Origin of the sequence: Pseudomonas sp. B6(2017), from assembly GCF_002112765.1 — a bacterium.
Taxonomy (GTDB): domain Bacteria; phylum Pseudomonadota; class Gammaproteobacteria; order Pseudomonadales; family Pseudomonadaceae; genus Aquipseudomonas; species Aquipseudomonas piscis.
In genome coordinates, this window is sequence record NZ_NEIQ01000023.1 from 20,842 (window position 1) to 46,342 (window position 25,501).

The 25,501-nt window shown below is 59.1% G+C and carries 30 protein-coding genes and 1 pseudogene; 13 read left to right on the forward strand and 18 right to left on the reverse strand.

The genetic code is table 11. The features are described from left to right. Positions 1 to 419: 419 nt before the first annotated feature. A complete protein-coding gene (locus tag CAG11_RS29185) occupies positions 420 to 659 on the reverse strand; it encodes an integrase (RefSeq protein WP_256578765.1) in 240 nt (79 codons plus the stop codon). Continuing rightward, positions 631 to 843: a hypothetical protein gene (locus CAG11_RS34255; protein WP_256578775.1), complete on the reverse strand. Its 213-nt coding sequence runs from the start codon at positions 841 to 843 to the stop codon at positions 631 to 633. The genes CAG11_RS29185 and CAG11_RS34255 overlap by 29 nt, the downstream gene beginning before the upstream one ends. Position 844: 1 nt before the next feature. On the opposite strand from CAG11_RS34255, the pseudogene CAG11_RS29190 reads away from it, so the two are divergent. Beyond that, a pseudogene (locus CAG11_RS29190) lies at positions 845 to 1,141 on the forward strand (lysis protein); the annotation flags it as partial. Positions 1,142 to 1,524: 383 nt separating this feature from the next. Here the strand turns inward: CAG11_RS29190 and CAG11_RS29195 are convergent. From CAG11_RS29195 to CAG11_RS34580, 3 genes are read right to left on the reverse strand one after another with little or no spacing between them, the layout of a single operon-like run. Then, positions 1,525 to 1,962, reverse strand: coding sequence for a hypothetical protein (locus tag CAG11_RS29195; RefSeq protein WP_228022280.1), 438 nt, complete (start codon positions 1,960 to 1,962; stop codon positions 1,525 to 1,527). Positions 1,963 to 1,972: 10 nt separating this feature from the next. Then, the gene (locus CAG11_RS29200) at positions 1,973 to 2,584 is read right to left on the reverse strand and encodes a hypothetical protein (protein WP_053130902.1); all 612 of its coding nucleotides are present in this window, start codon (positions 2,582 to 2,584) and stop codon (positions 1,973 to 1,975) included. Continuing rightward, positions 2,585 to 2,770: an ATP-binding protein gene (locus CAG11_RS34580; protein WP_083235727.1), complete on the reverse strand. Its 186-nt coding sequence runs from the start codon at positions 2,768 to 2,770 to the stop codon at positions 2,585 to 2,587. It abuts the gene before it with no gap. A gap of 1,442 nt (positions 2,771 to 4,212) precedes the next feature. On the opposite strand from CAG11_RS34580, the gene CAG11_RS29215 reads away from it, so the two are divergent. The 5 genes from CAG11_RS29215 to CAG11_RS33450 all read left to right on the forward strand — a co-directional run bounded on the left by CAG11_RS29215 (position 4,213) and on the right by CAG11_RS33450 (position 8,138). After that, positions 4,213 to 4,587 carry a hypothetical protein gene (locus tag CAG11_RS29215; protein ID WP_143494809.1) on the forward strand — a complete coding sequence of 125 codons (375 nt, stop codon included), beginning with the start codon at positions 4,213 to 4,215 and terminating at the stop codon, positions 4,585 to 4,587. A gap of 336 nt (positions 4,588 to 4,923) precedes the next feature. Next, the gene (locus CAG11_RS29220; RefSeq protein WP_085599616.1) at positions 4,924 to 5,583 is read left to right on the forward strand and encodes a carbonic anhydrase; all 660 of its coding nucleotides are present in this window, start codon (positions 4,924 to 4,926) and stop codon (positions 5,581 to 5,583) included. A 217-nt stretch (positions 5,584 to 5,800) separates the two neighbouring features. Further along, a complete protein-coding gene (locus tag CAG11_RS29225) occupies positions 5,801 to 6,307 on the forward strand; it encodes an amidohydrolase family protein (protein ID WP_371857931.1) in 507 nt (168 codons plus the stop codon). 127 nt (positions 6,308 to 6,434) lie between these two features. After that, on the forward strand, positions 6,435 to 6,944 hold the full coding sequence (locus tag CAG11_RS29230; protein ID WP_085599620.1) for a ProQ/FINO family protein: 510 nt from the start codon (positions 6,435 to 6,437) through the stop codon (positions 6,942 to 6,944). A gap of 690 nt (positions 6,945 to 7,634) precedes the next feature. Beyond that, entirely contained in the window at positions 7,635 to 8,138 is a 504-nt protein-coding gene (locus tag CAG11_RS33450; RefSeq protein ID WP_143494811.1) for a hypothetical protein, read from the forward strand. A gap of 94 nt (positions 8,139 to 8,232) precedes the next feature. Here CAG11_RS33450 and CAG11_RS29235 read toward each other — a convergent pair whose 3' ends face one another. The 8 genes from CAG11_RS29235 to CAG11_RS29270 all read right to left on the reverse strand — a co-directional run bounded on the left by CAG11_RS29235 (position 8,233) and on the right by CAG11_RS29270 (position 13,852). Further along, entirely contained in the window at positions 8,233 to 8,493 is a 261-nt protein-coding gene (locus CAG11_RS29235; protein ID WP_085599622.1) for a hypothetical protein, read from the reverse strand. 58 nt (positions 8,494 to 8,551) lie between these two features. Then, positions 8,552 to 8,818: a DUF6555 family protein gene (locus CAG11_RS29240; RefSeq protein ID WP_085599624.1), complete on the reverse strand. Its 267-nt coding sequence runs from the start codon at positions 8,816 to 8,818 to the stop codon at positions 8,552 to 8,554. Between the two features lie 330 nt (positions 8,819 to 9,148). Further along, complete coding sequence (locus CAG11_RS29245; RefSeq protein ID WP_085599626.1) at positions 9,149 to 9,625, reverse strand: hemerythrin domain-containing protein; 477 nt, start codon at positions 9,623 to 9,625, stop codon at positions 9,149 to 9,151. A 272-nt stretch (positions 9,626 to 9,897) separates the two neighbouring features. After that, on the reverse strand, positions 9,898 to 10,314 hold the full coding sequence (locus CAG11_RS29250; RefSeq protein ID WP_085599628.1) for a low affinity iron permease family protein: 417 nt from the start codon (positions 10,312 to 10,314) through the stop codon (positions 9,898 to 9,900). A gap of 384 nt (positions 10,315 to 10,698) precedes the next feature. Further along, positions 10,699 to 11,586: a manganese catalase family protein gene (locus CAG11_RS29255; RefSeq protein WP_085599630.1), complete on the reverse strand. Its 888-nt coding sequence runs from the start codon at positions 11,584 to 11,586 to the stop codon at positions 10,699 to 10,701. Positions 11,587 to 12,511: 925 nt separating this feature from the next. Continuing rightward, positions 12,512 to 13,117: a hypothetical protein gene (locus tag CAG11_RS29260; protein ID WP_085599632.1), complete on the reverse strand. Its 606-nt coding sequence runs from the start codon at positions 13,115 to 13,117 to the stop codon at positions 12,512 to 12,514. A 146-nt stretch (positions 13,118 to 13,263) separates the two neighbouring features. Beyond that, positions 13,264 to 13,473, reverse strand: coding sequence for a hypothetical protein (locus CAG11_RS29265; RefSeq protein WP_085599634.1), 210 nt, complete (start codon positions 13,471 to 13,473; stop codon positions 13,264 to 13,266). A 76-nt stretch (positions 13,474 to 13,549) separates the two neighbouring features. Beyond that, the gene (locus CAG11_RS29270; protein WP_177409193.1) at positions 13,550 to 13,852 is read right to left on the reverse strand and encodes a hypothetical protein; all 303 of its coding nucleotides are present in this window, start codon (positions 13,850 to 13,852) and stop codon (positions 13,550 to 13,552) included. A gap of 236 nt (positions 13,853 to 14,088) precedes the next feature. Between CAG11_RS29270 and CAG11_RS29275 the strand changes: the two genes are divergently transcribed. Beyond that, positions 14,089 to 14,382 (forward strand): hypothetical protein, encoded by a 294-nt coding sequence (locus tag CAG11_RS29275; RefSeq protein ID WP_085065957.1) that lies wholly within the window; start codon positions 14,089 to 14,091, stop codon positions 14,380 to 14,382. A gap of 3 nt (positions 14,383 to 14,385) precedes the next feature. Further along, on the forward strand, positions 14,386 to 15,882 hold the full coding sequence (locus tag CAG11_RS29280) for a UbiD family decarboxylase (RefSeq protein ID WP_085599636.1): 1,497 nt from the start codon (positions 14,386 to 14,388) through the stop codon (positions 15,880 to 15,882). 82 nt (positions 15,883 to 15,964) lie between these two features. On the opposite strand, the gene CAG11_RS29285 is transcribed toward CAG11_RS29280, so the two are convergent. Further along, complete coding sequence (locus tag CAG11_RS29285) at positions 15,965 to 17,002, reverse strand: PAS domain-containing protein (protein WP_085599638.1); 1,038 nt, start codon at positions 17,000 to 17,002, stop codon at positions 15,965 to 15,967. Between the two features lie 279 nt (positions 17,003 to 17,281). Here CAG11_RS29285 and CAG11_RS29290 point away from each other — a divergent pair, with 279 nt between their 5' ends. The 3 genes from CAG11_RS29290 to CAG11_RS29300 all read left to right on the forward strand — a co-directional run bounded on the left by CAG11_RS29290 (position 17,282) and on the right by CAG11_RS29300 (position 19,411). Next, on the forward strand, positions 17,282 to 17,716 hold the full coding sequence (locus tag CAG11_RS29290) for a hypothetical protein (RefSeq protein WP_085599640.1): 435 nt from the start codon (positions 17,282 to 17,284) through the stop codon (positions 17,714 to 17,716). 87 nt (positions 17,717 to 17,803) lie between these two features. After that, positions 17,804 to 18,151 (forward strand): ribonuclease E inhibitor RraB, encoded by a 348-nt coding sequence (locus CAG11_RS29295; RefSeq protein ID WP_085599642.1) that lies wholly within the window; start codon positions 17,804 to 17,806, stop codon positions 18,149 to 18,151. A 93-nt stretch (positions 18,152 to 18,244) separates the two neighbouring features. Then, positions 18,245 to 19,411, forward strand: coding sequence for an NAD(P)/FAD-dependent oxidoreductase (locus CAG11_RS29300; protein WP_256578768.1), 1,167 nt, complete (start codon positions 18,245 to 18,247; stop codon positions 19,409 to 19,411). Positions 19,412 to 19,453: 42 nt separating this feature from the next. Here CAG11_RS29300 and CAG11_RS29305 read toward each other — a convergent pair whose 3' ends face one another. Continuing rightward, positions 19,454 to 19,834, reverse strand: a complete 381-nt coding sequence (locus tag CAG11_RS29305) for a hypothetical protein (protein ID WP_085599644.1) — start codon at positions 19,832 to 19,834, stop codon at positions 19,454 to 19,456. Positions 19,835 to 20,005: 171 nt separating this feature from the next. Between CAG11_RS29305 and CAG11_RS29310 the strand changes: the two genes are divergently transcribed. Further along, positions 20,006 to 20,464 carry an anti-virulence regulator CigR family protein gene (locus CAG11_RS29310; protein ID WP_085599646.1) on the forward strand — a complete coding sequence of 153 codons (459 nt, stop codon included), beginning with the start codon at positions 20,006 to 20,008 and terminating at the stop codon, positions 20,462 to 20,464. Here CAG11_RS29310 and CAG11_RS29315 read toward each other — a convergent pair. The 3 genes from CAG11_RS29315 to CAG11_RS29325 form a co-directional block, all read right to left on the reverse strand. Continuing rightward, complete coding sequence (locus tag CAG11_RS29315) at positions 20,434 to 21,348, reverse strand: proline iminopeptidase-family hydrolase (protein WP_085599648.1); 915 nt, start codon at positions 21,346 to 21,348, stop codon at positions 20,434 to 20,436. The genes CAG11_RS29310 and CAG11_RS29315 overlap by 31 nt on opposite strands. A gap of 46 nt (positions 21,349 to 21,394) precedes the next feature. Continuing rightward, the gene (locus tag CAG11_RS29320; RefSeq protein ID WP_085599650.1) at positions 21,395 to 22,762 is read right to left on the reverse strand and encodes an APC family permease; all 1,368 of its coding nucleotides are present in this window, start codon (positions 22,760 to 22,762) and stop codon (positions 21,395 to 21,397) included. Positions 22,763 to 22,953: 191 nt separating this feature from the next. After that, positions 22,954 to 23,970: an AraC family transcriptional regulator gene (locus tag CAG11_RS29325; RefSeq protein ID WP_085599652.1), complete on the reverse strand. Its 1,017-nt coding sequence runs from the start codon at positions 23,968 to 23,970 to the stop codon at positions 22,954 to 22,956. 235 nt (positions 23,971 to 24,205) lie between these two features. Here CAG11_RS29325 and CAG11_RS29330 point away from each other — a divergent pair, with 235 nt between their 5' ends. Further along, a complete protein-coding gene (locus CAG11_RS29330; RefSeq protein ID WP_085599654.1) occupies positions 24,206 to 25,231 on the forward strand; it encodes a sensor histidine kinase in 1,026 nt (341 codons plus the stop codon). Positions 25,232 to 25,501 lie beyond the last annotated feature (270 nt).

Sequence of the window (25,501 nt, forward strand, 5' to 3'; positions counted from 1 at the left end):
CTGTAGTCCGTTTTAGGCTGATCATTAAGCCTCAATATCCTGTAAATTCGGGCCTGCACCGGCCTATTGGTCAACAGGAGGGGGTTCGAATCCCTATCCGTTTTCAGCTGTTAGAGCGTAAGCCTGTCGGCAGTGGGTGCCGTCTTTGGGTTCTGAACGCTCAAGGATACCTATAAAATCAGTTCCGCAATCAAATTAACGACCCGCATAGGCCGTGAGTTGTAGCCTTTCTCGCCGATAGCACTTGCGGAACGGATCTATCACTAACCAACTGAAAACAATGAAATTTTATCTGGATTGCAAATCCGCCTACGCCGGTTCGATTCCGACCTCGGCCTCCACTATAAAAAGCCCGTAGATCAATGATCTACGGGCTTTTTTCTTGCCTGAAATTTGTCAGGTGTTCCGCAACCCCCTCCTTATTTCGTGGGTTTTACGATCTCTCCGACACGTCGGTAGACCTTCTTGGTGATCTCCTCGGAAGAGTGGCCGAGCAGTCTGCTGGCATGCTCCAGGGCTATCTCGCTAGCGGCTTTTGGTCGTATGTCACGAAACTGAAATTGCCGGATGCTCGTTGCCAGAGCGTTATCGCCATCGGCAGCTGCCTTGATAGCGGCCTTTTCCCGGGCTTCATCCCAGCGATTGCGCAGGATCTGCATGGCTCATGCGCAAGCCTGAAGAGTTAGTGATCAGCACTGAGGTCTTGATGCGATTCATGCCGCGTCGTTCCTTTAGTTTCTCCAGGAAGACCGCCAAGCCTGATTGTTTGCCAGCGTCCTCCAGAAGAATTCGCAAGCGTTTCTCTGTCTTGCCCTGGCCAATCCGCAGAAAGCCTTCGCTCATGAATGACGAAACCCACTACAAGGAACTGCGAAATGCTCAAACCGATCAGGCTCGCCTGCGTGACCGGCTGGCTACTGCTGATGTGCGGCTGTCAGTCCTACTCGCCGCCCCGGGTGGTGGCGGAGGGCTGCCAGCCGACACCGGCGGCGCCGGCGTGGATCATGGAGAAGCGCGAGCCGAACTTGACTCAGCGCATGCTCAACGAATTATCGCCATCGCCGGAGACGGTGACCAGGGACTGATCGCGTTGGCTGCGTGTCAGGAGTATGTGCGGGGGCTGCAAGCGAGCAAAGAGTAGTCAGAATGAAGAGGCCCGGCGATAGTCCGGGCTTATTATTGTTTATGTCTAAAATTAACCTAGGCAACGAGTTTGGAGGATCCTGGATTTTTCTTGAGTGCCTTCATCAGCAGCATTTGTTCATTCAACTCTTCAGCCCAAGGAGCAAAGCAAGGGAGGCATGAGTCGTTGACCCAACGTCAATAAACTGAAAATGTTGCAGTTGTCGGGTCTTGGTGTTTTCGTTTCAAAACTGGGCAAAACTTTGGAGCGTCCCTTCAGACCATTATTAGGATTAGGAAAAAATCCGAGGGTGCAATACTAGGCGGTCTGAGGGACTGTTTCGAAAAAATAACTGCCGCGAATCCCCTCATCAGTTATCCCTTCAGCACTTATAGAAGATGCTAAAAGCCTGGGGGGATATAACCGGGAACATAAGGAATATTTTGGCACTTGCCATGAAATACTTCTCCATTCTGAATTTTGAAAAGCACTATTTTTTTTGCTTTGTTCACCGTTGCTTCAATTTTGCATTCGGAGCTATGAGCGACGTTCTCGTAATACTCGGTATGGGTCAAACCATTACTGCCGTGTGTCATGGATGTTCCGGCTGCCTCAGTTGTCGACCACTGAGAGGATTTGTACCACGTCATTACGACAAGTGTACCTGCATCAGGATCTTGAGTTGCTTTCATCGTATCGGGCCTGCCAAACAGATTCAGCGCCTCTTGGGCATCGCGACCTTCCCAACGACTTTGAGCAATTAAGGAACAGCCGCTGCTTACCATTATTCCTGACACTGCTAGCATTAAAGAAAACGTTTTAATCCATTGATATATCATGGAGTTTACCTTACCTGGACTTTTCAGGATTTTTGTTGTTTAACATTTCATCCAGCTCTTCCATTGGGCTCTTCGGCGGTGCTTGTACCTCCGTGATGATCCCGAGCATTTTCATCTGATCAAATTTACCCAGTGACAACATGCCGTTGAAGACTCGATCTTGGGGATTACATACAAAGGCAAATGTATATAAAAGCGCCTCGTCATCCAACGTATGCCACTCATTGGAGACTTTTAAATCCCGGCGTGCGTAGCTCGTTCGTTCTATTGATGTTCCTTTAAGAAAGCGGGCTCTGTGCTTGGAGCACTGGACTTCAACTGAATAGACATCCGCCAATGGCTTGGATGGGTCAGCGAAGACTTGGTTTACATCTACTGACTGAAGCCCATCCGCCGCTTGACTCCGTGGCGTCATGGACGTGAGATCAGCGACAAACACTATGTTGTTTTTGCCCGTGCCTATGCTATAGACACGCCACCAATCGCCAATGGGGTTCGCTTTGTCAGCTATCGCTGAAGTGGAGGCAGCAAGTAGTAAAGTAATTGGTATGACGTATTTATTTAACTTCAAAAACTCTGGCATGCTGTGTCGTGCCTCCTTGAACATGAATTTGTTATCCATTTACATTAAATCAATCAAGCCAAACAAGCACGCTAAAAAATAGAATTTCTCAACTGAGTATCTCGAGTCAGTGATATTTGCTGGCCAGCACATGCTGCCATGCTCGTAGCGTCTGGCGATTAAATTAAGAAGCAAATTAGCTTCGTTACAATCAAAAAGTAAATAACATATTTCATCGATTGTCATCAACTTCGAGCGTTAAACTACCCAGCCAAACGTCCCTTGTGATACTGCGCGACTAGTCGGAATGTCCGATTGACTGGAATCTCAGAATGGCAGCACTAGTCGGGACTATGATCCCCGTAGGAGGGGGGGAGTCAACTAGCACAAATGTACTGGTTCGAGCGCTTGAAGAAACCCTGGAAAGGACTTCAAGGTTTGGTGAAACACCCACCACGCACAAACGGAGCAGTTGAGTTCCGTTGGAAGAGATGTCCCTGTTGATCAACCTTGGCAAAGAGGGTTATTGCGAACAAGGGTTGATTAGGCGAAAGCCAGCCGAGGTGGGACTGGCCTGCTCGTCTAGGGGATGTGGGCCTTTTTAGTGGTCGCGGTAACCATGCCCCCTACATTTGGCTACTGGTACCGGTCGTGCTGGTAAGCGTATAAGCAGCGCTTAATTATGGGGATTGGGGCATGCCAGGCATCAGCGTATTAACGATTAGCGATCAGCCCGGTTTGCCGAGCGCAGAGTCCAAACAGCCTGGCTTTTGCGGTTGAACTCAGTACATAAATCGAGCGACTGGGCTTCTGGTGTTCGCGCCTACCATAATGCAATCGGCTACACGCAGGCCCTGCGAGACGCTGAACTTATTACGAATGATACAGAGTTGGCCATGACAGCCTCTCTGGCCGAAGTATGGCAGACGGCTTCGGACCGCTTGAGTGGAAATATGGTGGCGAAAGGCGCATGGGTGACGCGTTCCCACAAAACGGGATCAGCCTGCCGGATTTGATCCACACCGAGTGGCTGATCACTTGGCACACCTCGGTCGCGTTATCCTCGCTACCCTGGTTTGCAGATGCCGAACAGGTTGTTGGCTAGAAGCGCAGATGATCTTAGGGCATTTTTAGGGCATAGCGGATACCGCTTTAGGCCTATATAGGCCTTAACTCAGGTGCTACATACTCTAATTTCGTGGCCTTGAGCGGACTACGGTTGATTATGGTCGGGTTCGAATCCCTATCCGATTTTGAGCCATCAGCGCACAAGCCTAGCGACGGTGGAGGGCAGCAGTTGTTGGATTCTGAATAGTGGGATAGGTCTACAAAATCAGTTCCGCAATCAAAATCACGACCTGCGAGGGCCGCGGGTTACAGCCTTTCTAGGCGTTGGCATTTGCGGAACAGATCTATCACTAACCAACTGAAAACAATGAAATTTTATCTGGATTGCAAATCCGCCTACGCCGGTTCGATTCCGACCTCGGCCTCCACCCTTGAAAACCCCGTAGATTAACGTCTACGGGGTTTTTTATTGTCTGCAGGAAAGCGCAGGCGTACCAAAAATTCTAGCCAGGCATACCAACGCTTTACTGTCTTGTAGGTTTTTTATTCGCTTGCCCATCCTCAGGATGTTTCTCAAAATGCGGCACATTTGATCGACCGCTAGATGGGTAACAGACAACATGGATGCAGTAGAAGTACGTGAGGAGTGCGAGCGCCTTCTTGAAACAGATCACATGGACCACGAGGAGATTATCTGGTCCCTCCAACAGGCTGCGAATCCCGACAGCATTCCCTTTCTCCGCCAAGCCATATTGCTCAAGCCTGATCTTGAATACCTCGACTACGACAACTACGGCAGCTTCTATAAAAAATGCCTCTGGGCATTGCGAGCGATTGGTACGCCGGACGCTTTCGCCGTTATCGAAGAGTGTACGCATTCGGTGGAGGATGATTTGTTCGAGCAAGCGATGTATCGCATGTCCCGAATAGGTCTCAAGGTGCGCGGCTCTAGTGGTTTGGCCATGTGGAGCCCCGAACATGACGTTAGTCCTTGAAGTGGGCCAGGGTAATCCCGAGGCCTGAAGCTATGCGAGCGCCGAGGATTTGATCCTGTATGCGGTGAAGTTCGGTGTGACCATTTCTGCAGAAGTTTCTGTGCAGGAGGCCATGCTATGGCGCGCCGTCCAGGCAATGTGAGGGTATTGGGTCGTCAGCATTCTGCATGGGCGATGCTCTTGGTCGGTATTGTTTTATCCCTATCTGCCGCGATGATTATGTCTCGATGTCTATCTACAGCCAGCGTGCGACGTCTGCAATAATGACGAGCACTGCGGCGTGATGGCCTTTGAGTGCTTTGCGCCAACATCTGGTATTTGGGTTTGGAGAACTCCATGCGTGACATTATCGACGGCTTTCTGCGCTTTCAGCGCGAGGTTTATCCGCAACGCATCGAGCTTTTCAAGCAGCTCGCGACGACACAGAACCCCAAGGCGTTGTTCGTCACCTGCTCGGACAGTCGTGTTGTGCCTGAGCTCCTCACGCAGCGTGAACCGGGCGAGCTGTTCGTTATTCGCAACGCCGGCAACATCGTGCCGTCCTATGGGCCTGAGCCGGGCGGCGTTTCGGCCACTGTCGAATATGCAGTTGCAGTACTTGGGGTGCAGGACATCGTGATCTGCGGCCACTCGGACTGCGGAGCCATGGGGGCGATTTCACGCTGCACGTGCCTGGATCACCTTCCGGCGGTCGCCAACTGGCTACGCCATGCGGACGCCGCAAAAGCGATCAACGCAGCCCATGAGTTCGACACGCCCCGCGCGAAGCTCGATGGCCTGGTGCGTGAGAACGTGATCGCACAACTGGCGAACCTGCGTACGCATCCATCCGTGGCACTGGCGCTCGAACAGGGGCGCATGAACTTGCACGGCTGGGTCTACGACATCGAAGCGGGGGGGATCGATGCGCTGGATGGCGCGACGCGCAAGTTCGTACCACTTGCCGATTCGCCGACCACCGTTGCGATCTCTGCTCGAAATGGCAAGCAGATGTAGCGCTGGCGAACAAGTCAAGGTGGCGGCGTTGCTTCCAGCGCCCGTTCGCCTTGAGTCAATGAGGCCAGCGATACGGCATGGTCTTTATCGAGCAAGGTCCGGAAGCGGACCAGGCTTTCGAATGGATATAGGCGGAGCTCGCCGATAGCAGCCCCAACTATGGCTGCTCGGGGTTCATGGCGGTCAATGGTACCCCTGCGATGTTACGCGAGCGGGGTTGAACCTGATCCTGTCCGGCACCATGGAGCGTTTCCCCAGGATCCGCTGGATCCTCGCCCACGCCGGGGGCTTCCTGCCCTATGTCGCCTGGCGGGTATCGCTGGCGAACACCATGATCGAGTACGGCGACACCGCCCCCCAGGGCGTTCTGACCTACCTGAGGCGCTTCTACCTGGATACCGCCACCTCGCTATCGCGTCCGGCCATGGCCACGTTGCGCGAGCTGTTCGAGCCGGATCGGTTGCTGTTCGGCACCGACAGCCCCTTCGCCTCGGGCGCCCATAGCCGCGCGCAGGTCCAGGAGCTGGTCGCCTCTGGCTTCTGGGGCGCCGGCGTGGCTGTCGGTGTCGAACGTGGCAACGCCCTGGGTTTGTTCCCCGGCTACAAGCAGCCCAATGAGCGAGTTGGCCCGTTGCCCATCTTCGAGCAGGAATCGCTCCTTGCCGGCGCCAGGCGCCAGGTACTTGCGCCATTGCGCACGATTGCCCAGAAGCTGAGGGAGTGAGAGCCGAGGCCCTGGGGCCAGCTACCGCTGGGAGTGCGGTGTTGATTTCGTTGTTGGTTTAGGCTGCTCCAAACGACTGCTTGGGGTAATCTTGCGCCACGAATCAACCATGAAGCTGAAATGAACGATGGGTTTTGAGCAACTAGCTGAGCTACGTGACCGCCTGCGGGCTGAACAACAGCAGGTAAAAACTGAAAGCAGCAAACAGGGTAAGCGCAAGCCTGCGCCGCACACCAAGCCCCGTGAGCAAGATCCTGCGGTAGAGGCCATCTGGCGATTGCAGAAGCACTTTCCACTGGTCTTTCCGGTCAATCCGGCGCCCAAGGTTCCGCTCAAGGAGGGCATCTTCAAGGATGCCGAGCAGCACCTGGAACTGCTCGGCCTGACCAGCGAGCAGCTCAAGCTGGGTATCGCTACCTGGTGCAAGGGCAGTCGCTACTGGACCTGCATGACCCAGGATGCGCCGCGGCTCGACCTGGATGGCCAGGCTGCTGGTACGGTCACCGCCTCCCAGGCGCTGCATGCCAGGCAACAGGCCTCACGCCAGCGTGGACAAGCGCGACGCAAGCAGTCCAAGCCCAAGGAACGTCCCCAGGAGCAGCGGACAGAGAACGCCACGGCACCAGTCGTGGGCTGAAGCCCTCGCACCTGGTATCGAGGGTGCGGCTATGGCGTCGCCTGGCACTGTGCAGCCCGCAATGGGCGGTACAGTGCCGATAGCCAAGCAGCACCATGAGCACCCTTTGTTGTGCCTCCAGCGGTTTCCGCATGATCCTGGATCGCTCGTGCCATCAGCCCGACCACGCCACCGGGGCGCAACCGAACGTCGGCCCTCCACTGTCTCTATCGACGCGCTCGCCCAGCGTGTGGGCTATGCCTCCTAACCTGCGTTCAGCAGGGCTTTCAAGCGCATCAATGGTCGGCCCCCCGGGAGCCATTCGGCAAACTTCAACCGGTCGATGAAGCACATATACCCTCCCAGTGCGCCCCGCCCTCCAGAAGGGCTGCACCATTCCCCGGGGCATACCTGGCAGGTTGAGGACGTTGTGCTTCGTATTAGCGCTAGGTGGTTCGATCCAGCCTGTTTTCACAGGGGACAGGGAAAGCGGAAGTTGACGAATCGGAGTTTTGTGACTAGGAGTTTAAAAAACTTTTTTAGAATCAATTTTTGATTTTCTATGCGGCCAATGGCGACCTGTTGTTCTGAGTGCCTGTGGCGGCGATGCACTTCGATTTCTGGCTAGAACGCGATGACTTGTTGTTTCCGACGGCATTTCGGCCGGGCCATTGTTTGGCGAGCCAACTCGCCTGTCCAAGAGGAAAATCAATGAAAAGTCCAAACAGGTTGCTGATCGGTGGCGTGCTCGCAATTGGCCTGACTTCAATCCCGCTCTGCGGTGCTGCTGCTGGTTTTGAATTTACACCTATAGGCAGCGCTTTTTCCGACGACGGTAGTGGTTCGATCCGTCTGAAGATGCCAGCTACATTTGGCGTAGCGCTACAGTGTGGCATATCTGTGCAAGGGCAGGTCGATGAAACAGGAGTGGCGCAAGTCACGCGCGTAACTTTCTCCGGAAGTACTCCATTATGTTCGTTGATTACGGCCAGGGGGCTGCCTTGGAATTTGGTGGCTAAAAGTACGGCCACTGTATACATGGAACACGTCAGTTTCATCTATCCGAGCGGGCCGCTTTGTGGAGGAAACACGATTTTATCGTCTTGGACTCCTTACACTCAGCGTTTGCTTGTATTCAATCAAATTGTATCGACAGGCTGCGAAGTAGTTTCCATGGACGTCAAGATTTCAATGTTATCCATTAAGTACCGATAGCATTGGGTATTTCGATAGTTAAGGCGGGTGTTCGGGAGCCGGATAAGATAGGACTCTTCGAATATCCGCCGTGCCGACCTGACCAGCCCACAGGTCATAACAAACCGCGAGCCTTATCGAGTTCGATATTGGCCTGTTCCCAGGCCTCCATCGCTTCCTGGTATTTGGCACTGGCCCGGTCCTTGGCAATTTGGAACTCTCTCAGAGTGTTTTCGTTGGCCACTGCGTCGCTGAGTATGCGATAGGCAATGTCGTCCAGCTCGGCAGCCTCTCGGAACAGCTTGTTGCTTAGATCCGTGGCTTCTCGCCATAGCACCTTGATCTCGGGACCGGCATTTGCAGTTTTCCTTTTCATTGCTTGCCTCCAATCCGTATCGAAGTGGATATGTATTTTTCATGGGGATGAGCGAACCTCATTCCGGAGGGGGTGGCGTATAAGGCTTGGGGCGAAACGGTCTGTTCCCCGAGGGTCGCCATTGCACATTCTCAACGCCATGACGTTCCGCCAACGGCTTGCTGATCTGCTTGACTTGCTCACGACCAAACTTGGGAATGCGTCCAATGCCGGCATCACAACAGGCCCAATGCCAAGCCAGGGCACTGTTCATCTTTGTGCTGCGGATAATGAACGATCTTTGTTCGTGGTTAAGCGTGTAATCGATGATGAAAAGCGTATTCATGATGACCTCCGTCCAAAGGTTGGGCGGAGAAGCACGCAGGTGGGTTCAAATTATTATTTGTACATCTAAATTTTTTTTGTACAGCTTTTTCGTGAGGCCGTTCGTCAGCTGGCTTATTAAAAAAAACAACGGTTGTCTTGTCCCGGCCTCTTAATATTGAGCCCGCATACGGCAAAGGTGGGCTCTCGGTAACTCCTACCTTGCCCGTAGTCTCTACGGGCTTTTTTATGCGCGATGAAGTTGTAGGTCCTTAATATGCAGACGGCGCCAGGAGGTGGGTGTTACAGGCGGAAAAAAGCCCGCTTGACGCGGGCTTTATGGAGTTAAGTATCAAGCGGCCGTCTTGGAGGAACTATAAGTTTTTTTTAGGGCGGACTTCATGACTTGCATTTGTTCTCCCAACTCCTCGAGCTTGCTCTTGCCAAGTAGTTTCTTGGCTTGCACGAACATTTCGGTTTCTTCTTCCTCGATATGATGCTCAAGCAATTCCTTGACCACCTTTACGCGTCCGGCGAATTCGGGTTTGGTTGGGTCGGTATTTTTCAAATCGGGCAATACCAGCGAGTCGACGGTGCGATGCTCCTCTTTGGCCTCATAATACATTTCCTCTTGCTCTTTACCTCCTGCAGCCTTGAATGCGGGATATAGGATTTGCTCCTCAAGTTGTGTGTGGATGGTGACCTCCATTTCTAGTTTTTCGAGTAGCTCCGTGCGTTTCTTCACCGCGCGATCCGTCGATTCGCTCAGTTGTTCAAGGATGGACTTTACTTTTTCATGATCGGTTTTCAAAAGATCAATGGCGTTCATTGTTGACCTCGTCACGATTGGGTGGCGTGCTCTCATGGCACTCGTAATGAACAAGGCATAGTTTGTGCCATCCCAAGTTTTTTATAACTCTCTATTTTTAAACGTTTTTTTCGCTCTGATAGTTGGTGTCGTCATGCAGGTTGCATGATTCCCCGGACATCAGGATTGCAAATAATGGATTTTTCCAACCGCGCTTTACCGCACGCCGCAACTTCATGCACAAGGAATGATGGAGTCAGCGGCATCGCGACTGGAGCGCCGTTGACGAAGGTTCACTCTCTCAGTCTGGAGGGGGGGCCAGGATCGTCGCTGCCAAGTAGGTCTGGCTCACCATCGCGGGTTTCGTCCTGTCCCATGAGGCTGTACTCCTTGCGTAGTTTACGAAGCTCCTTGGTGTCCATCTTGTCCAGATTCAGCGCTGCATTCGTCGCCTCCTTGGAAGCCCGTACCAACTCATCGACTTTCAAGTGAAGGATGTCGTTATCACGGTTTTGCGTATTCTGGATCAGGAACACCATCAGAAAAGTAATGATCGTGGTGGAAGTATTGATGATCAACTGCCAGGTGTCGTTGTAATGGAAGAACGGCCCGGTACTGGCCCACACGAGAATCAGACCCGAGGCGAAAAAGAAGGTCTTTGGGCTACCGGCCCACTTACTGAGACGCTCGCAAAATTTCGAAAATTTCATGGATACGTTTCCTTCGGGGGGTGTAATAAATAGACATATTTACCGGATCAGAATTCTATTTATTTCTTCCGCTTAAGGGACTGGCGCGCTAGCTATACCGGATGGAGGTGGTGTCTGGAGGTATTGCCAGATGCACAGACGCCTTACCTCGATGTCCAGGCGTATGAGCGCTATTTTCAGAAGGAAAAGTGATTTTTTATGCGGACAGCCGGCCTAGTAATTCCAGCAGAAGATTGAGGGTGCCTGTCATGAAGATCGAAGCACCCATCAATAACCGAAGCTTATGGGCAACTCTCCATGAGGCTAAAGACGCTACAGTGTTCTTTGAATGGAACATTTCGTATTACCGGGTGAGGAGAGCGGATAAACCGCTCTCGCTATCGATCAGATATCTTTTTCATTCAGGGCTTGTCCAGCGCCTAGTTCCGCACCTGTCATTGGCTGGAGTTCAGGGTCCGACTGAGTACGAATCTTCATTGCCTCGAGCACCGCCTGATCCGCTTCGGAAAGTGTGACGCTGGCGCTTCCGTCGCCGCCGCCCACGGCTGGCTGAGGCTTTTCTACATATTCGAATTCTTCATCGCTGTTCCATGAGCCACGTAAGGCAGCCTCGCCATTGGACATATTGAAGTAGACCCGTGAAAACTCCGGCATGCCGGGTAGCTTGCCTTGGGGGAAGTTTGGCTGGATGGAGTGCAAGGCTTTTTCAAATGATTTTTGATGAGCAATCTCTCTAGTCATCAAGAACCCCAACGCCTCCTTGACTCCCGGGTCATCAGTTACATTCATGAGGCGTTCATAGATAATCTTCGCGCGTGCTTCGGCTGCGATGTTCGAGCGTAGATCGCAAGTAGGCTCGGTGATCGTATCAATATAGGCCGCAGTCCAAGGCACTCCAGCCGAGTTGACTAATGGAGCACCTGCTCCATACAACAGGCTAGTGATATGGGAGTCATTACCTGCGCCATTAATTGCCCGATAAAGCTCGCCCTCTTCCTGTACCGCTTCGGCCAGTTGGCCCTTGGCTCCTCTATTGAGCATGACGATCACCGACCCGACGATTTCCAAGTGGCTAAGTTCTTCCGTGGCAATATCCATCAAGAGATCTTTGCGCCCTGGATCTTCCTCTGCTAGCGCCTGGGTGAAATAGCGTGCTGCTGCGGCCAGTTCACCATTGGCGCCACCGAATTGCTCAAGTAGCAAGTTGGCCAGGCCGGGGTTGGGTTGCGCTACGCGTACGGTGTACTGAAGTCGTTTATTGTGTAAGAACATATCGTTTCCCTCAGGCTGAACGGGGGTCTATCCCTTGCATGTTTTTCCATGCATTAGTTGTGAGGAACGCGTGCAGCTGGAGTTTTATTTTTAATCAACTACCGGGACCGACGGTCGTGGTGAAAAGGTTCAGAAATTTCTTGGTCGCGACCCAGAGAATCCAGTTGCGCCGCCTGGGTTATTTCTTGGCTACGCATGCCGGATCGTCCGAGCGCATCAGGACGGCCCCGATGATTTGGGGAAGATGCTCGAGCAGCCAGTTGACCATCGCTTGCTAGCGGCTCCTCCACGAGCGTTTTGCCGGCATCGCGCGCCAAGACCATCCGGCCTTGGTCAGCTTGCATCACCTCTTGGTCTCGCCGCACGACGATAGTCGAGGCGCAGTGGAGCAGGTGTTGAAGGGCCTGGTGCTTCCCGACGGGTTCGCCAAGAGCCCGATCATCTCGTCGTGACGCAAGACATTGGCCAGCCTCGCAGCGTTTTTCCCCGGCCTTTCCCACCGACAGATGCCCCGGCGAATCCATGCGGCGCAGCTGTTGTCGTCATTTGACAACAAGGGCTAGATTCCCTCGTCAACCGCAAAGAGTCGCGCCTTGTTCGTCAGGGAAACTTCACACTTGGCCTGTATCAAACCCATTCGTTCGATCGAACATGCGGACTAGAGGGGCTTGCTTAAGCAGATCGACGTGCCGGCGCTGATTCTCACGCTGGGGAGGACAGGCTGATCGGCGCAGAGGCTGCAGGTATCTTGCCCGAGGGCATCAAGGGCGCGCAGGAGGTGATCCTGCCGCGCATTGGCCATATGCTCAGGTTCGCGTAACCAGGCGCCTACCTGCGAGAAATCCGCAGGTTCCTCGAGCGTGAAGGACTATGGGTGCGATTGCTGGCAGATGCCGATCGAACGCATCAGATGGTGCCTGGCAGGTCATCGTGCCCTGGCTCGATGCGGTGGCCGCCCCATCCTTGGTGCCTCGCTTGGGGCAATGCCGAGCATCGTATCCAGGTCAGGGTTCATTGTGCTGTCGGAGGAATTGTCTTGCGGTTCCAGGAACATCGCCTGGACGGCCTGGACCATCTGCGCATTCGACATCTTGCCGAGTGGCAGCATCCGGTTGTGGTCGCGGTTGCCCGGGGCGCAAACGAACGCGTAGCTGCGTTGGAGCCAATAGGCGGACTGTTGCGGATCGATCCAGCCGCGCGTGGTGGCTGCGTCCCTGAAGGCGTAGTCCAGGCGCCGCATGTTCCTGGCGCTGTCCAGGCGCAACTTGTGTTCCTGGCACTTGTACTGGATCTCGTAGGCCGTCAGTACCGGCATGGCCGGGTCTTCGTAGATCTGCATGATCATGGCCGACTGCACCCCTCCAGGGCTGTGCAGGATACCGGCGGCATCGGCAATGAACACCTCGTGGCGATAGCGTTCCTGCTTGCCGTGGACTATCCAGTAATCGCCCGCGGTACCGGCCATGGCGCTGGCGCACAGCAGGCTGAGCGCCAGCAGCGAACGCCCGGCGCACGGCAAAGAGTTCGCCATGGGTGGCCCTTCCTTGGTGGTTCTGGTCACGCCCGCATCGGGGCGGCGGGGCGGGACTATAGGCGGACCAGGGCAAAGGGGTCGACTAGCGCTGATGTGCTAATGGCGCTCTGCTTTCATGGATCTGGCGGGGGGAACAGGCCTGGTCAGTGAACGGTGACGGCCCTGCGGCTTTCACCGATGCGGATGCGATCCAGCGCCCGGTTCAGGGCGTCCAGGGCATTGATCAGCGCCTGGGCCTCGGCTTCCCGGCCTTCTCCCCAAAGGCGTTCGGCCATCTTGTTGAGGGCCTGGATCGAACGTTCGATATCGGCGGCGGTGGCGGTGTGGGCCCCTGCGGGTGCTTTCCTGGACATTGGCTGAAATCTCTGGGGGTCGTGATCACGACCAGGGGAACGGGTGCAAAAGGGCCGGTGAAGGTACAGGCGATGTTCAGTCGCGCGGCGCATCACGGCGGCATTGCAGGGCCGCTGCCTGGAGCCTGGAATCGTCGCCGACATCGATGACGCTCACGCTGTCGCCGCCCAACTCGGCCGTCCGGTTGAAGGCCATGTTCAATGCATCGCCATTGGACGAGCCCTTGACGGTGAAGCCTTTGATTACCTTGCAGGCCTGGGCCGAGGCCGCGGTGACCAGGTTCACCTGGCGCCCGCCATCGGTCAATTGCGTAGTGCATGCACAGAGCAGGGTCGCCATGACGAGGGCCGGGAGGGCGGTACTGAGGTGGCGCATCATCGATAGTTCCTATGGGCTGGGCTGTGGCTTTATCTCATTAAACGCCGCCGATGCCTACATCGGCCGTCAGTTGCAAAGGGTCAGGACAGTGCCGCGCCGCGCGATGGTGAATCGCGATCGGTTACCCTTGCCAGCCAATCATTGGTTCTTTCAAGGGTATCGGCATGGGGCGCTTCCAGATCTTCAGTCATGGGCAGCTCATTGGCTGGTCCGACCTCGAACAGGGTGACCCGCCCATGGGCGTGGCTTTCGGGCTCTTCGTCCCGGGGCCTGGTTATGCCGCGATCCAGGAACAGGTCCGGGCTTGCGCCGGGAATGACCAGGGGGCGTTCAAACTGACGGTGCAAGGCGCTGGCCCCCAGCAGATTCGCGCGGCCGGCCTGTGCATTCTCGATTACTCGGCCGATGCCGGGATCGACGCCATGGAAGTGCATGTGCTGGGCATCGAGTCGCCCACCTATGACGAGCTCTTCCCCGAGCATGTCCTGGCCTACGAGCGCCAGTTCGCCCCATCCACCACAGGGAGTTGAAACATGAGCCTGCATGATTGCGCCGTGGACTTTCGGCAATTCATTGAGGAACTCAGGAACAGAGGGGATCTGGTCGACGTCACTGTCGAAGTCGACAGCGACATGGAAATGGCCGCGATCACCCGGCGGGTATACGAAGAGCGCTTGCCCGCGCCGCTGTTCCATAACATTGCCGGCAATGCCCTGGGCGCGCGGGTGCTGGGCGCCCCGGCCGGCATGAGCGGCAAGCCGGGCGCCGAGTACGGGCGCCTGGCCCTGCACCTGGGGCTGGCGCAGGCCAGCACCGCACAAGACATCGTCGCCGCCATCCGCGCGGCGATGAAAGCCCGGCCCGTGGCCCCTCGCCATGTGCCCACGGGGCCGGTGCAGCAGAACATCTGGCGCGGTGACGAGGTGGACCTGACCCGCTTCGCCGTGCCCTTGCTCCATGAGCAGGATGGCGGGCGCTACTTGGGCACCTATGGTTTCCATGTGGTCCAGTCGCCGGACCGCTCCTGGGACAGCTGGGGCATCGGGCGCCTGATGCTGCTCGACAAGAACCGGCTCACCGGTCCGGCGATCCCCACGCAGCACATCGGCATGGTCCGCCAGATGTGGACGCAGCAGGGCAAGGCCACTCCGTGGGCCATGGCCCTGGGTGCACCACCGGCGGCCGTGGCGGTGGCCGGCATGCCGCTGCCGGCCGGGGTGAGCGAGTCCGGGTATGTGGGGGCGCTGATGGGCCAGGGTATCGACCTGGTCCAGACCCAGACCAATGGCCTGTGGGTGCCGGCCCAGGCGGAAATCATCCTAGAGGGCCAGATCAGCCTCAGCGAGACGGCGCTGGAGGGCCCCATGGGCGAGTACCACGGCTACCAGCATCATGTGGGACACCAACAGCCGGTGTTCCATGTCCACGCCGTGACCTTCCGCGACCGACCGATCCTGCCGATCTGCGTGGCCGGGTTGCCGCCAGAGGAAAACCACACCATCTGGGGCACCATGATCTCGGCGCAGTTGCTGGAGCTACTGCAACAGGCCGGGCTTCCCGTGGACATGGTGTGGTGCTCGTACGAGGCGGCGAGCTGCTGGGCGGTGATCTCGGTGGACACCGTCGCCCTGGCGGCCCTGGGCACCACGGCCAGGGCCTTCGCCGACCTGATCGCCCGGACGGTGTTCGACACCCACCCCGGCTACCTGATCCCCAAGCTGATCCTGGTGGGCAACGATATCGATATCACCGATATCGATCAGGTGGTGTGGGCGCTGGCCACGCGCTCGCATCCGGCCCATGACCATTTCAGCTATCCGCAGCAGCGCGAGTTTCCCATGGTGCCTTACCTGAATGAGGCCGACAGGGCCCGGGGCAGCGGTGGCAAGGCGGTGATCAATTGCCTGTTTCCCGAGCAGTTCCGCGGGCAGATGCGGGCCGGCACCGCCTCGTTCAAGCATTCGTTCCCGCCGGCGCTGCAGGATCAGGTCAAGCAACGCTGGGTCGAGTATGGCTACGGCGTGCGCTGAGAAAGCGCCCGCGCCAGGCTCCACCGACCACGGCGAGTGGGTCCAACCTGGCGGGTCGATCATGGGCCTTGCATTTTCTTGCTCACCGATCCACCTGTCCGTGGTGCAGCGGCACCCGCAGTCCGATCTGAAGGCCATGGCGATGCCAGTCGCGGTCGATTATCCCGCCAGCGGAGGCGGCCAGTTGATCGATGAGCTTGGTGCCGTAGCCGTGCCGTGCCGGGGGGGCGCAAATCGGCGGGCCGCCTTGCTCTTGCCAGGCGATACCCAGCGCGCCATCGCCCAGGCACCAGCTGATCTTGATGGACCCTTCAGGAACGCTGAGAGCCCCATGTTTCACCGAGTTGGTCGCCAGCTCGTGAAGAAACAGGGCAAGCAGGTTGGCCAATGGTCCGGGCACGCAGTGCCTGGCACCGCTGAACTGGCACTGGCCACCGAAGGGCTGCAACACCGACTTCATGAAGCCTTCCATTTCCACATTGGCTACGTCGTCCGCCTCCAGCACCGTGGAATAAGCCCTGGAAAGTGCCTGCAACTTGCTGGCGGCGATCCTGGCCAACTGTTCGGCGGAGCCCGAGGCCCGAGCCTCCCTGTCGGCCATCAGCATGACCGCCGCCGCTACGGTGAACAGGTTCTTGATCCGGTGCACCATCTCCGCGGACAGCAATCTCTCTCGCTCCAGCGCCTGGTCCAGTTCCCGCCGCAATGAAACCTGCTCGGTCACGTCGCGGGAAACGCAGACGATGGAGCGGACCCGGCCATCCCGGTCAACGACCGGAGTCAGCAGGTTGTCCCAATGCGTCAGTTGTCCGGCTGCCTGGCTATGGCCGGCAAAGCGCGACGTCTGGCCTTTGGCCGCCTGCGCCAGTGCTTGGCGAGCGCTGACGTGCACCGCTGGCGGCAGCAGGGAGATCCAGGCTGTCCCCTCGACCTGGGGTTGTGCAATGCCCAGTGCCAGGCATCCGGCGGCGCTCATGGCCAGCAGGACACCTTCCGGAGTCAGGACCTTGATGCAGTCGCAGGTCGCATCGAGCATCGCGCTTTGCATGTCGAAGGCCGGTGGCTGGCCAGCGGCCGCGAGCAAGCCGGAAGCACCTGTCGGGTTATCGTCCTTTCGCATACTTCCAACTACCCAAAGGCCGAAAACAGGGCAAAGACTAAAAGAAATGGCCGTATAACCCTAATGAAAGTTGCCAAGCGGCGGTAATGCGCTTTCACTCCTGGCCGCGGGCTTGCCTGCGGCGCGTTCAGAATTTGTTGCCGGGGCCGATCAAGGAGGGGTAGCGTCTGGCTCGGCCCGCCCAAAGCCTTGCGCCAGAGCTGGCGTCACACAAATGACGGCACCTGCGCAATGCATCGCGTGGTGCTTGCGAACAGGATTTCGACCTACAGGTAAATCATGAATCATCGAGAAAAACTGCTGGAGCGACTCCAGGTGCTGGACGAGCTGGATGAGGAGCATCTTCCGTTGGTCACCCTGGACGAGTATTTCCAGGGTAACGACCAGGAGCAGTCCATCGCCCCTAATCAATGGGAGTTCGGACGGCCTTCCATCGCTCGGATCCACGCGCATTTCAAGGCGCTGGAGCAGCGTCCCGACGTCCAGGGCGTGTATGTGGGCCTGCATCAGGAGTGGGGCGAGGCGCTGGAGTCCGATGACTGGCCGGCGGCGGAGAACATCCATATCTATTCCAGTGCGCCACTGGCGGTGGCCGAGCAGTGGCTCGAAGGCCTGGAAGCCGATGGCATCGGCGAGGGCTGGCCCTATGGCAAGCACGCTGGCGCGCCAGAGCCCCGGGCCGGCTACCACGTCTACACCGTCTATTGGGATTGATTTCACAACTCACAGTGAAGCAACCCGTCTTGCATATAGCCAACCACTACAGGTTGGCAGTCGTTCAACCCAGGTACAGAGTCAGTAATGGAAACTAGTAAAGCCTCGATCGATGCCACGTATTCGCAGATGCAGCAGGATGGCTGGGATACCTCGAGCCCATTGCAGTGGGGGTTCTTCTTCATCGCCAAGGCCGAGGAAGACCTGATGGGGATCTATTCCGAGCTTGTCGACCACGACTATGTCGTCCAGAACGTGCACCAGGACGATGAAGGCGACTGGACGCTGTTCGTCAGCAAGACCGAGGTCCTGGCCGCGGACAAGCTCGCGCGCCGTTGCAGCGCGTTCAATGAACTGGCCGAGGCCTATGGCGCGTTCTTCGATGGCTGGGATGTGGAGCGGCGCCAGGCCGATGAGGCCGAACAGGTGCACTGAGCGAGGCGCCGGGCGCCGCACCGGGCATGGCGAGAGTGGCGCCCGGGCGGCACTGGCCGGGTTAATCGATGATCCATTTAGAAGGAGCCCCTGGTGGCCGGACGCGATGCAACAAGCCTGGCTTCGGCGTCGATCGCCATCGTCGGCGCAGGGCTGGCAGGATTGCTCCTGGCCCGGGTGCTGCACATCCATGGTGTGGCGACGACGGTCTATGAAGCGGAACCTTCGGCCAGCGCCCGTACCCAGGGTGGGCTGCTGGATATCCATGAATACAACGGCCAGCTGGCGCTCAGGGCCGCGGGCCTCTACGACGCCTTTTTGCGCCTGGTCCGGCCTGGCGAGGATGCCAAGCGCATCTGCGATAGCAGGGGCAATGTGCTGCTGGAGCGCCCTGGTGCTGGACAGGGTACTCGGCCGGAGGTCGATCGCGGCGAGTTGCGCCAACTCCTGCTGGACTCGTTGCCCGAAGGGTGCGTGCGCTGGCAGCACAAGCTGGTCCAAGCGACGGCGATCGGTGACGGGCGCCACCGGTTGCAATTCGCCAATGGCGCCTCGGTTACGGCCGACCTGCTGGTGGGCGCCGACGGTGCCTGGTCCAGGGTCCGGCCGCTGGTGTGCGCGACCAAGCCTCGATACACCGGCATTTCCTTCGTCGAGACAGTCCTTTTCAAGGGGGACGAGCAGCACCCGGCGACCGCCGGGATCATCGGCCAGGGGACCCTGATGGCGGTGATGCCGGGCAAGGGCATCTTCGCCCACCGACATGCCGACGGCACCCTGCAGGCCTATGTGGCCCTGCAAGTGTCGGCGGACTGGTTCAGTCCCGGGGAGCTGGCCGCGCCCACCACGGCGCTGCCGCGGATCGCCCGGGAATACGCCGGGTGGGCGCCTGCGCTCAGGGCATTGATCAGCGCTTGCCAGACGGTGCCGGTCATCCGCCTGATCCACGCCTTGCCCGTCGACCACCGCTGGCAACGGACACCCGGGGTGACGCTGATGGGCGATGCCGCGCACCTGATGTCGCCGTTCGCCGGCGAGGGGGCCAACCTGGCCCTGTACGACGGTGCCGAGCTGGCCAGGGCATTGCTGGAGTCCGCTGGTGATGTGGAGGCGGCGCTGGCCAGTTATGAGGCCGAACTCTTTGTTCGCAGCAACGAGGCCGCCGTCAGGACCGAGGCGAACTTGAAGCTGTTCTTCGACGCCGACGCGCCCGGCAGCCTGGTGCAGCTGTTCCGCCGTTTCGAGGCAGCCGCAGGTTAGCTCCTGCCATTCGAGCCCACCGGGACGGACCCGCGAACCGGCTCAGGGCTCGGGCTTGAAGACCAGCTTGAGCGGCGACTGCTGGTGATTCCACGCCGGGGGGCCGTACTCGGGATCGAAGCTGGGCAGCCAGGCCCGCAGTTCAGTATCGGAGAGCCATTGCAGTTGCAGTTGGTCTGCCGACTCCTGCCCACCGAACTGGGCCAGGGCGCTGATGAAGGTATTGCACTTTTCCGACTTCCCGGCTTCCAGCACCGAGACCTGCAGGCTCTGGCCCCAGGTGATGCTGCCTCTTTCGGGGCACTGGCGGATTTCGACGTGATACGTGCCGCCGGGCGATGGCAGGTCGGAGACGAGCTGGTCGGGACCGCACCCGACCAGTAGCGCAGGCAGTAGAAGCAGCAGGGCAGTGGTGGTCTTCATCGTCTGTCTCTTGAGTGCCAGGAGCCTTGGACGATACGTCGCCCGGCGCCTGGATTCGGTCCATGAGGCGGCCATTGTAGGAGAGGGCGAGCGCCCAGGTGAACTGGCAGCTTGCCGCCAGCGGGGAGTGGCTATAGTTCATGACGTCCCTTCCCTGACAGGAGATCCAGCATGAACACTCCACGAGGCCTGGTTGTCGCCCTGGCCTGCGCCGCTCTGGTCGCCGGCCCCATCGGCGCTTGCGCCGATCCCGGTAATGGTCATGGCAAGGGCAAAGGCCATGACCAGGGCTCGGCCGAGCATGGCCGGGGGCATGGCAATTCAGGGGCAGGGGGCAAACAGGGCAATTGGCAAGGCGGCCCGTCCATCGATCGTGGCGATGTCCTGGGGATCTTGAGCGGCCATCGTGATTACTGGCGGCCCGGTCCGGCGTTGCCGCCCGGTATCCAGAAGAACCTGGCCCGGGGCAAGCCGTTGCCTCCCGGCATCGCCAGGAAGCTCGACGGCCGCCTGCTCGGCCAGCTGCCGCGCTACGACGGCTATGAGTGGCGGCAGGCCGGCACCGACCTGATCCTGGTGACCGTCGCCACCGGGCTCATCTACGAAGTGCTCAGCGGCGTCCTCGACTGATCGGGCCAGCTCGTTCGGGCCGAGGCATCATGGCGTGCGAGGACTTCTTCGAGCCAGCCGAAGAACAGCCCTGGCTGTTCGATATGGGCCAGGTGGGACGCATCGGGCACTACATGGCCGCTGCCTTGCTTGAGGTGGCGCACGTAGCGACGCATGGAGTCCGGAGTGCACTCATCGTGTTCGCCCACCACGAAATAGGCGGGACAGAGGATTCGCGGCAGCAGGGGGACCAGGTCCAGCTGCGCCAGGGCCCCGTCGCCGAAGAAATCCGCGACTCCCCACATATGCCGAAATAGCTGGGGGTTGTGCAGGCGGTCCGACTCGGTGATGAACGCTGGTTCCTCGTCGAGCCTGAGCATGTGCCTGCGGTTGAACACCTGCAGCGCCGCTGCGAATTGCGGATGCCGGCTGTCGCCCGCCAGCAGCACCTCGCGCCAGGGGCTGGGCAGCCGCTGCAGATGCTGGCGGTTGTCGGCGTTCCAGTCGGCACCATTGATCAACGGCCCGGCCAGTACCAGGCTGGCCAGGCGCTGGTCCCGGGTGCTGGCGTAGGCCGTGGCGATGGAGCCGCCCCAGGAACTGCCCAGCAAATGGAAGCGCTCCAGGGCATGGAACTCGATGACGGCCGCCAGTTCGGCGCAGGCTCGCTCCAGGGTCCAGTGGGCCGGGTCATGGGGGCGGGCCGAGTAACCGCTGTCGAGTTGGTCGTAGTAGATCAGCGTGCGGCCCTTGAGGTGCTCGCTGAAGTTCGACAGATAAAGGTGGTTGGAGCCAGGCCCGCCATGCACCAGCACCAGGGGCGGGTGTTGGTCCGTGCCGTGCTTGATGGCGGTCCAGATCTGCCCGCCTGGTGCGCAGATGTGTTGTTGCTGATCGAAATACATGCCTTGCTGCCTTGGTCTGGTGTAGGGGAGGCGCTGGCGCCTGGTGTCATTGGTTGAGCGGGAGGCTGCCCAGGCGGCCTTGGCGATGCAGGATGAGCGCCAGCACGAGGCCGATGCACAGCCAGGCGCCTCCCAGCCAGCGGGCGTTGTCGTTCATGCTGGCCAGGGCGGCGACCAGGATCAGGATGCCGGCCAGTGGCGATACCACGTGCTTGAACCAGTGCCGCTCGGGGTGTTTGCGAAAGCGCTGGAACAGGCTGAGATGCAAGGTGATGTAGGCGAACAGCGCGCCGAAGGTGACCAGGGTCACCAGCAGTTCCACCTGGTTGGCCGCCACCAGGCCGACCACGCTGGAGACGATGGCGACGAACAGCAAGGCCCTCACCGGGTTGCCCCGCCGGTCCAGGCGCGCCAGCCAGGCCGGGAAGCGCCCATCGCGGGCCATGCTGAAGATCAGCCGCGAGGTGGTCATCTGCGAGACGATGGCGTTGGCGACCCCGGAGGCGGTGCCGGCCACCACGATCATGATCGGCTGGAACCAGGCGCCGACGATATCGCGGCTCAGGGTATAGAAGGCGGTTTCGGCCTGCTCCGTGTCGTATTGGGTGCCAGCGGGAACGAACAGGTTGACCAGGTACACCTGGGCGAAGAACAGCAGGGACACCAGCAACAGCAGCATCAGCGTAGCCCGGGAGATGGTCCGGCCACCGCCGCTGGCCTCTTCGTTGAGGGCCGAGATCGCGTCGAAGCCGACGAAGCTCAATGCCGCGACCGGGATGGCGGAAAGTATCGCCAGCAGTTCGAAGCGTTGCCCGTCCCAGATCGGCGCGAGCAGGCCGATGGCGTGGCTGTGCTGGAGCACGCCCCACAGGGAATAGACGAAGAACACGCCCAGGGTCACCAGCTGCACCAGCAGGAACAGCTTGTTGACCCGGATGGTCAGCTTCAGGCCGATGATGTTCAGCAATGCCGGCAACCAGATGAACGCCAGGATCCAGAAGCCCCGCGAGCTTTCTGGGAACTGCAGGACCATGCCGATGGCGGTGAGGATCGACAGCAGGGCCGGCAGCAGGAAGTAGTCCAGCAGGATCAGCCAGCCGGTGACGAAACCGGTGAAGGCGTTGGTGCTGAGGCTGACGTAGCGATACACCGAACCGCTGACATTCACCGACTTGGCCATTTCGCTGTAGCTGATGGCGCTGAAGGTCATGGCCAGGGCGGCGACGGCATAGACCAGGGCCGCCATGCCGCCGGACATGCCGTAGACGATGCCGAATACCGCCGTGGGAGCCAGGGGGCAGAAGTACAGCAGGCCATAGACCAGTACATCGGAAAGAGAAAGGCGGCGGACCAGGCGTGATCCTGTGGCGGCGGAATCTGTGCTGGGTTGTGCGGTGCTGGTGGTGGCGCGCATTCGACGTGCTCCTGTCAGCCGTCCCACGCAGCCTTGGCTGGCGGAGACGACCGTATTATTAGAATTGGACAGGCAATGAAGCGGGTTCCAGTATCTGGCCCGGGCGCGGGCGCCAGGTGCTGAAGCCGGCCAGTTTTTTGTCTTTTCCGGCCAATCCAGCTGGCGGTCGCCAGTCCCGGGGCGACTAACGCTCAGCCGCGCAGCGAGCGGCGAAAGCGTCCGGGCGAGACCCCGGCCCACTTGTAGTAGGCGTGGACGAAGGAGGAGGGCGCGGCGAAACCCAGTTGCTGGCTGATGGCGTCCAGGGGCAGTTGGGTGGTGCTCAGCAGTCGGTTGGCTAGCTGGTGGCGCGCCATGTTCTGCAGGCGCTTGAAGCTCACCTCGCGCTCGGCCAGGCGACGTCGCAGGGTGCGCTCGGAGACATTCAGGGCCTGGGCCACGGCCAGCAGGTCGCTGTAGCGCTGGATATCGGACTTGAGCAGGGCGGCCACTTCACTGGCAAAACCGCCACCGCCGATGGCCTGCAGTTCCTGTTCCCGGGCCTGGGTCAGCCTGAGCATGGCCTGGTAGCTGATCGGGTCCGCCAGCGGTAGCGGGCGGGTCAGCAGGGCCTTGGGCAACTTGAGCGAATCGCCATGGCTGGCGAAACGGATGTCGCCCCCGAACAGCTGGCGATAAGGCTCCTGGTCCTGGGGCGCCTGGCGCTTGAAGTGCACGCACAATGGCTCGCTGTTCGATTGCAGGCAATCGCGGATGACCCGCAGGCTGGCGCTGAGGAACACATCGCTGAAAAACCCGTGGCCTTCGAAGAAGCCATGGCAGTCGTTGGCGACGAAATGCAGCTCGCCGCCCTGGTGGACCATGGCCGGGGCGAACTGGCTGGCCAGCTGGATGGGGAAGCGCAGGCCGGTATCCAGCGCATCGCCGAGGGTCGGCGCCACCAGCAGGGTGTAGCCCAGCAGGCCCAGGGTGGAAATCGGCATGGAGCTGCCGATCAACAGCCCCAGGTGCGGTTCGGGCAACGCTCGGCGAGCGTTGTCGAACACCACCAGTTCCTGCTCCATGGTGATCGCCGTGTCGGGGTCGGTGAGGGCCTGCGGCAGCTTGCCGGCACCCTGCAGGATCACCGCGTCCGGTACGCTCCGAGCCCGGGTCACTGCCAGGGTCGCCAGCACGCCATGCAGCGATACGGGGCGAATTTCATACATTGAAACACTCCTCTGGCGATGCCGCGGATGTGGCGCCCAATCATGCGCGCCGGGCCGGGGAATCACCAGGATGGAGCAGTGGAAGCGGGACGAGGGCAGGGCGTTGCCGTCGGGACCTACCTGCGCCCCTCGCAGATCGCTGCAAGGCTGAGTCGACCATGGCTGAACGATTGTCGTTAAGATTTGATTGCTCTATCTTTGGGCTCGCTGTCTCGGCCTTTGGGTAGTTGAAATCATGGAAAAGGACGATAAGGACGCCGGCGATTCCGCCGGGCCTGCACCAGGTGGCCTGCCGCCTGTCTTCGATGCACAACGCGCGATGCTGGACGCAACTCCCGACTGTATCAAGGTCCTGACCCCGGACGGCGTGCTCCTGGCCATGAGCGAGGCCGGCTGCATGGCGTTGGGCATCCCGCAAGCGCGGGTCAGGGGCATGGCCTGGATTCCCTTGCTGCCTGTTGGCATCCACGCTGCCGCCAGTGACGCCTTGGCCCTGGCCGCCACCGGCACCAGCGCCCGGTTCGCCGGCTACAGCGATGCGGCAGGGCACACCGTGCACTGGGACAACCTGTTGACCCCGGTAGTCGATTCCGCAGGTCAGGTCCAGTCCGTCGTCTGTGTCTCCCGGGATGTCACCGAGCAGGTGCTGATGCAACGCCAACTGGGCCAATTGCTGGCCAGGGAGCAGTTGCTGTCGGGGGAGATGGTGCACCGGATCAAGAACCTGTTCACCGTGGCGTCCGCGGTGATGATGATGGCCGATCGCGAAGCTCGCGCCGGTGGCAACACCGACCAGCTGGCGGCGATCGCCGCCGGCAAGTTCAAGGCCTTGTCCAGGGTCTACGACAGGGTATTGGCCGTGGACGACGGCGGCCAGGTAGAGCTTCATTCCTTCATGGGGTCGGTGCTCTTTCCCTTTGAGTCCCAGTGCCACGTCAGTGGGCCCAGGCACCCGGTTCCGGGCCACTTGGCCAACTTGCTGGCGTTGTTCCTCCATGAACTGGTCACCAATTCCGTGAAGCACGGGGCGCTCAGCCTTCCTGAAGGCCAGGTGCGGATCAGTTGGAGCACGACCGATGCGAAGCTGGCTATCGACTGGCAGGAAAGCGGTGGGCCACCCATTGCCGCACCACCTGCGCGCTACGGCTATGGCAGCGAGATGATCGATCAACTGGCCGGCTCTGCCGGAGGCGCCGTTGATCGCACATGGCATTCCCAGGGCTTGCAGGTAGCGTTGAGGCTTGCGCTGCGCCGCGAATAGGCTCGAGGCCCACCACGGGCCTTGCTCCTGCTTTGTCCCGATCCTTGCGCTGCAGCAGGGCTATGTCGACCTGGCATGGCCGCTGCCGGCTGCCTGCATTTATCTGGTTGCGAACGTTATTTTCCGACCCTGGTTGAGTGGTGATGGGGATGATGCTGGGTACTATATTTTGTGTTTCTGTCTTTTGAAAAGCACAATATGTTGTGTTGACGTCCCGGCCTTCGTTCTATACCTTGTGCCTCGCTTTCGCCCTTGGCACTACATATGGTG

What these genes read in the sequence shown, in the direction of transcription:
- CAG11_RS29195 (WP_228022280.1), bottom strand. Translation starts at nt 1,962, where the DNA reads ATGATATATCAATGGATTAAAACGTTTTCTTTAATGCTAGCAGTGTCA.
- CAG11_RS29220 (WP_085599616.1), top strand. Translation starts at nt 4,924, where the DNA reads ATGCGTGACATTATCGACGGCTTTCTGCGCTTTCAGCGCGAGGTTTAT.
- CAG11_RS29315 (WP_085599648.1), bottom strand. Translation starts at nt 21,348, where the DNA reads ATGTATTTCGATCAGCAACAACACATCTGCGCACCAGGCGGGCAGATC.
- CAG11_RS33450 (WP_143494811.1), top strand. Translation starts at nt 7,635, where the DNA reads ATGAAAAGTCCAAACAGGTTGCTGATCGGTGGCGTGCTCGCAATTGGC.
- CAG11_RS29295 (WP_085599642.1), top strand. Translation starts at nt 17,804, where the DNA reads ATGGAAACTAGTAAAGCCTCGATCGATGCCACGTATTCGCAGATGCAG.
- CAG11_RS29305 (WP_085599644.1), bottom strand. Translation starts at nt 19,834, where the DNA reads ATGAAGACCACCACTGCCCTGCTGCTTCTACTGCCTGCGCTACTGGTC.
- CAG11_RS29240 (WP_085599624.1), bottom strand. Translation starts at nt 8,818, where the DNA reads ATGAATACGCTTTTCATCATCGATTACACGCTTAACCACGAACAAAGA.
- CAG11_RS29255 (WP_085599630.1), bottom strand. Translation starts at nt 11,586, where the DNA reads ATGTTCTTACACAATAAACGACTTCAGTACACCGTACGCGTAGCGCAA.
- CAG11_RS29275 (WP_085065957.1), top strand. Translation starts at nt 14,089, where the DNA reads ATGGGCGTGGCTTTCGGGCTCTTCGTCCCGGGGCCTGGTTATGCCGCG.
- CAG11_RS29230 (WP_085599620.1), top strand. Translation starts at nt 6,435, where the DNA reads ATGGGTTTTGAGCAACTAGCTGAGCTACGTGACCGCCTGCGGGCTGAA.
- CAG11_RS29265 (WP_085599634.1), bottom strand. Translation starts at nt 13,473, where the DNA reads ATGTCCAGGAAAGCACCCGCAGGGGCCCACACCGCCACCGCCGCCGAT.
- CAG11_RS29330 (WP_085599654.1), top strand. Translation starts at nt 24,206, where the DNA reads ATGGAAAAGGACGATAAGGACGCCGGCGATTCCGCCGGGCCTGCACCA.
- CAG11_RS29280 (WP_085599636.1), top strand. Translation starts at nt 14,386, where the DNA reads ATGAGCCTGCATGATTGCGCCGTGGACTTTCGGCAATTCATTGAGGAA.
- CAG11_RS29235 (WP_085599622.1), bottom strand. Translation starts at nt 8,493, where the DNA reads ATGAAAAGGAAAACTGCAAATGCCGGTCCCGAGATCAAGGTGCTATGG.
- CAG11_RS29185 (WP_256578765.1), bottom strand. Translation starts at nt 659, where the DNA reads ATGCAGATCCTGCGCAATCGCTGGGATGAAGCCCGGGAAAAGGCCGCT.
- CAG11_RS34580 (WP_083235727.1), bottom strand. Translation starts at nt 2,770, where the DNA reads ATGACAATCGATGAAATATGTTATTTACTTTTTGATTGTAACGAAGCT.
- CAG11_RS29290 (WP_085599640.1), top strand. Translation starts at nt 17,282, where the DNA reads ATGAATCATCGAGAAAAACTGCTGGAGCGACTCCAGGTGCTGGACGAG.
- CAG11_RS29245 (WP_085599626.1), bottom strand. Translation starts at nt 9,625, where the DNA reads ATGAACGCCATTGATCTTTTGAAAACCGATCATGAAAAAGTAAAGTCC.
- CAG11_RS29215 (WP_143494809.1), top strand. Translation starts at nt 4,213, where the DNA reads ATGGATGCAGTAGAAGTACGTGAGGAGTGCGAGCGCCTTCTTGAAACA.
- CAG11_RS29325 (WP_085599652.1), bottom strand. Translation starts at nt 23,970, where the DNA reads ATGTATGAAATTCGCCCCGTATCGCTGCATGGCGTGCTGGCGACCCTG.
- CAG11_RS29260 (WP_085599632.1), bottom strand. Translation starts at nt 13,117, where the DNA reads ATGGCGAACTCTTTGCCGTGCGCCGGGCGTTCGCTGCTGGCGCTCAGC.
- CAG11_RS29285 (WP_085599638.1), bottom strand. Translation starts at nt 17,002, where the DNA reads ATGCGAAAGGACGATAACCCGACAGGTGCTTCCGGCTTGCTCGCGGCC.
- CAG11_RS29270 (WP_177409193.1), bottom strand. Translation starts at nt 13,852, where the DNA reads ATGATGCGCCACCTCAGTACCGCCCTCCCGGCCCTCGTCATGGCGACC.
- CAG11_RS29310 (WP_085599646.1), top strand. Translation starts at nt 20,006, where the DNA reads ATGAACACTCCACGAGGCCTGGTTGTCGCCCTGGCCTGCGCCGCTCTG.
- CAG11_RS29200 (WP_053130902.1), bottom strand. Translation starts at nt 2,584, where the DNA reads ATGGATAACAAATTCATGTTCAAGGAGGCACGACACAGCATGCCAGAG.
- CAG11_RS29250 (WP_085599628.1), bottom strand. Translation starts at nt 10,314, where the DNA reads ATGAAATTTTCGAAATTTTGCGAGCGTCTCAGTAAGTGGGCCGGTAGC.
- CAG11_RS29320 (WP_085599650.1), bottom strand. Translation starts at nt 22,762, where the DNA reads ATGCGCGCCACCACCAGCACCGCACAACCCAGCACAGATTCCGCCGCC.
- CAG11_RS34255 (WP_256578775.1), bottom strand. Translation starts at nt 843, where the DNA reads ATGAGCGAAGGCTTTCTGCGGATTGGCCAGGGCAAGACAGAGAAACGC.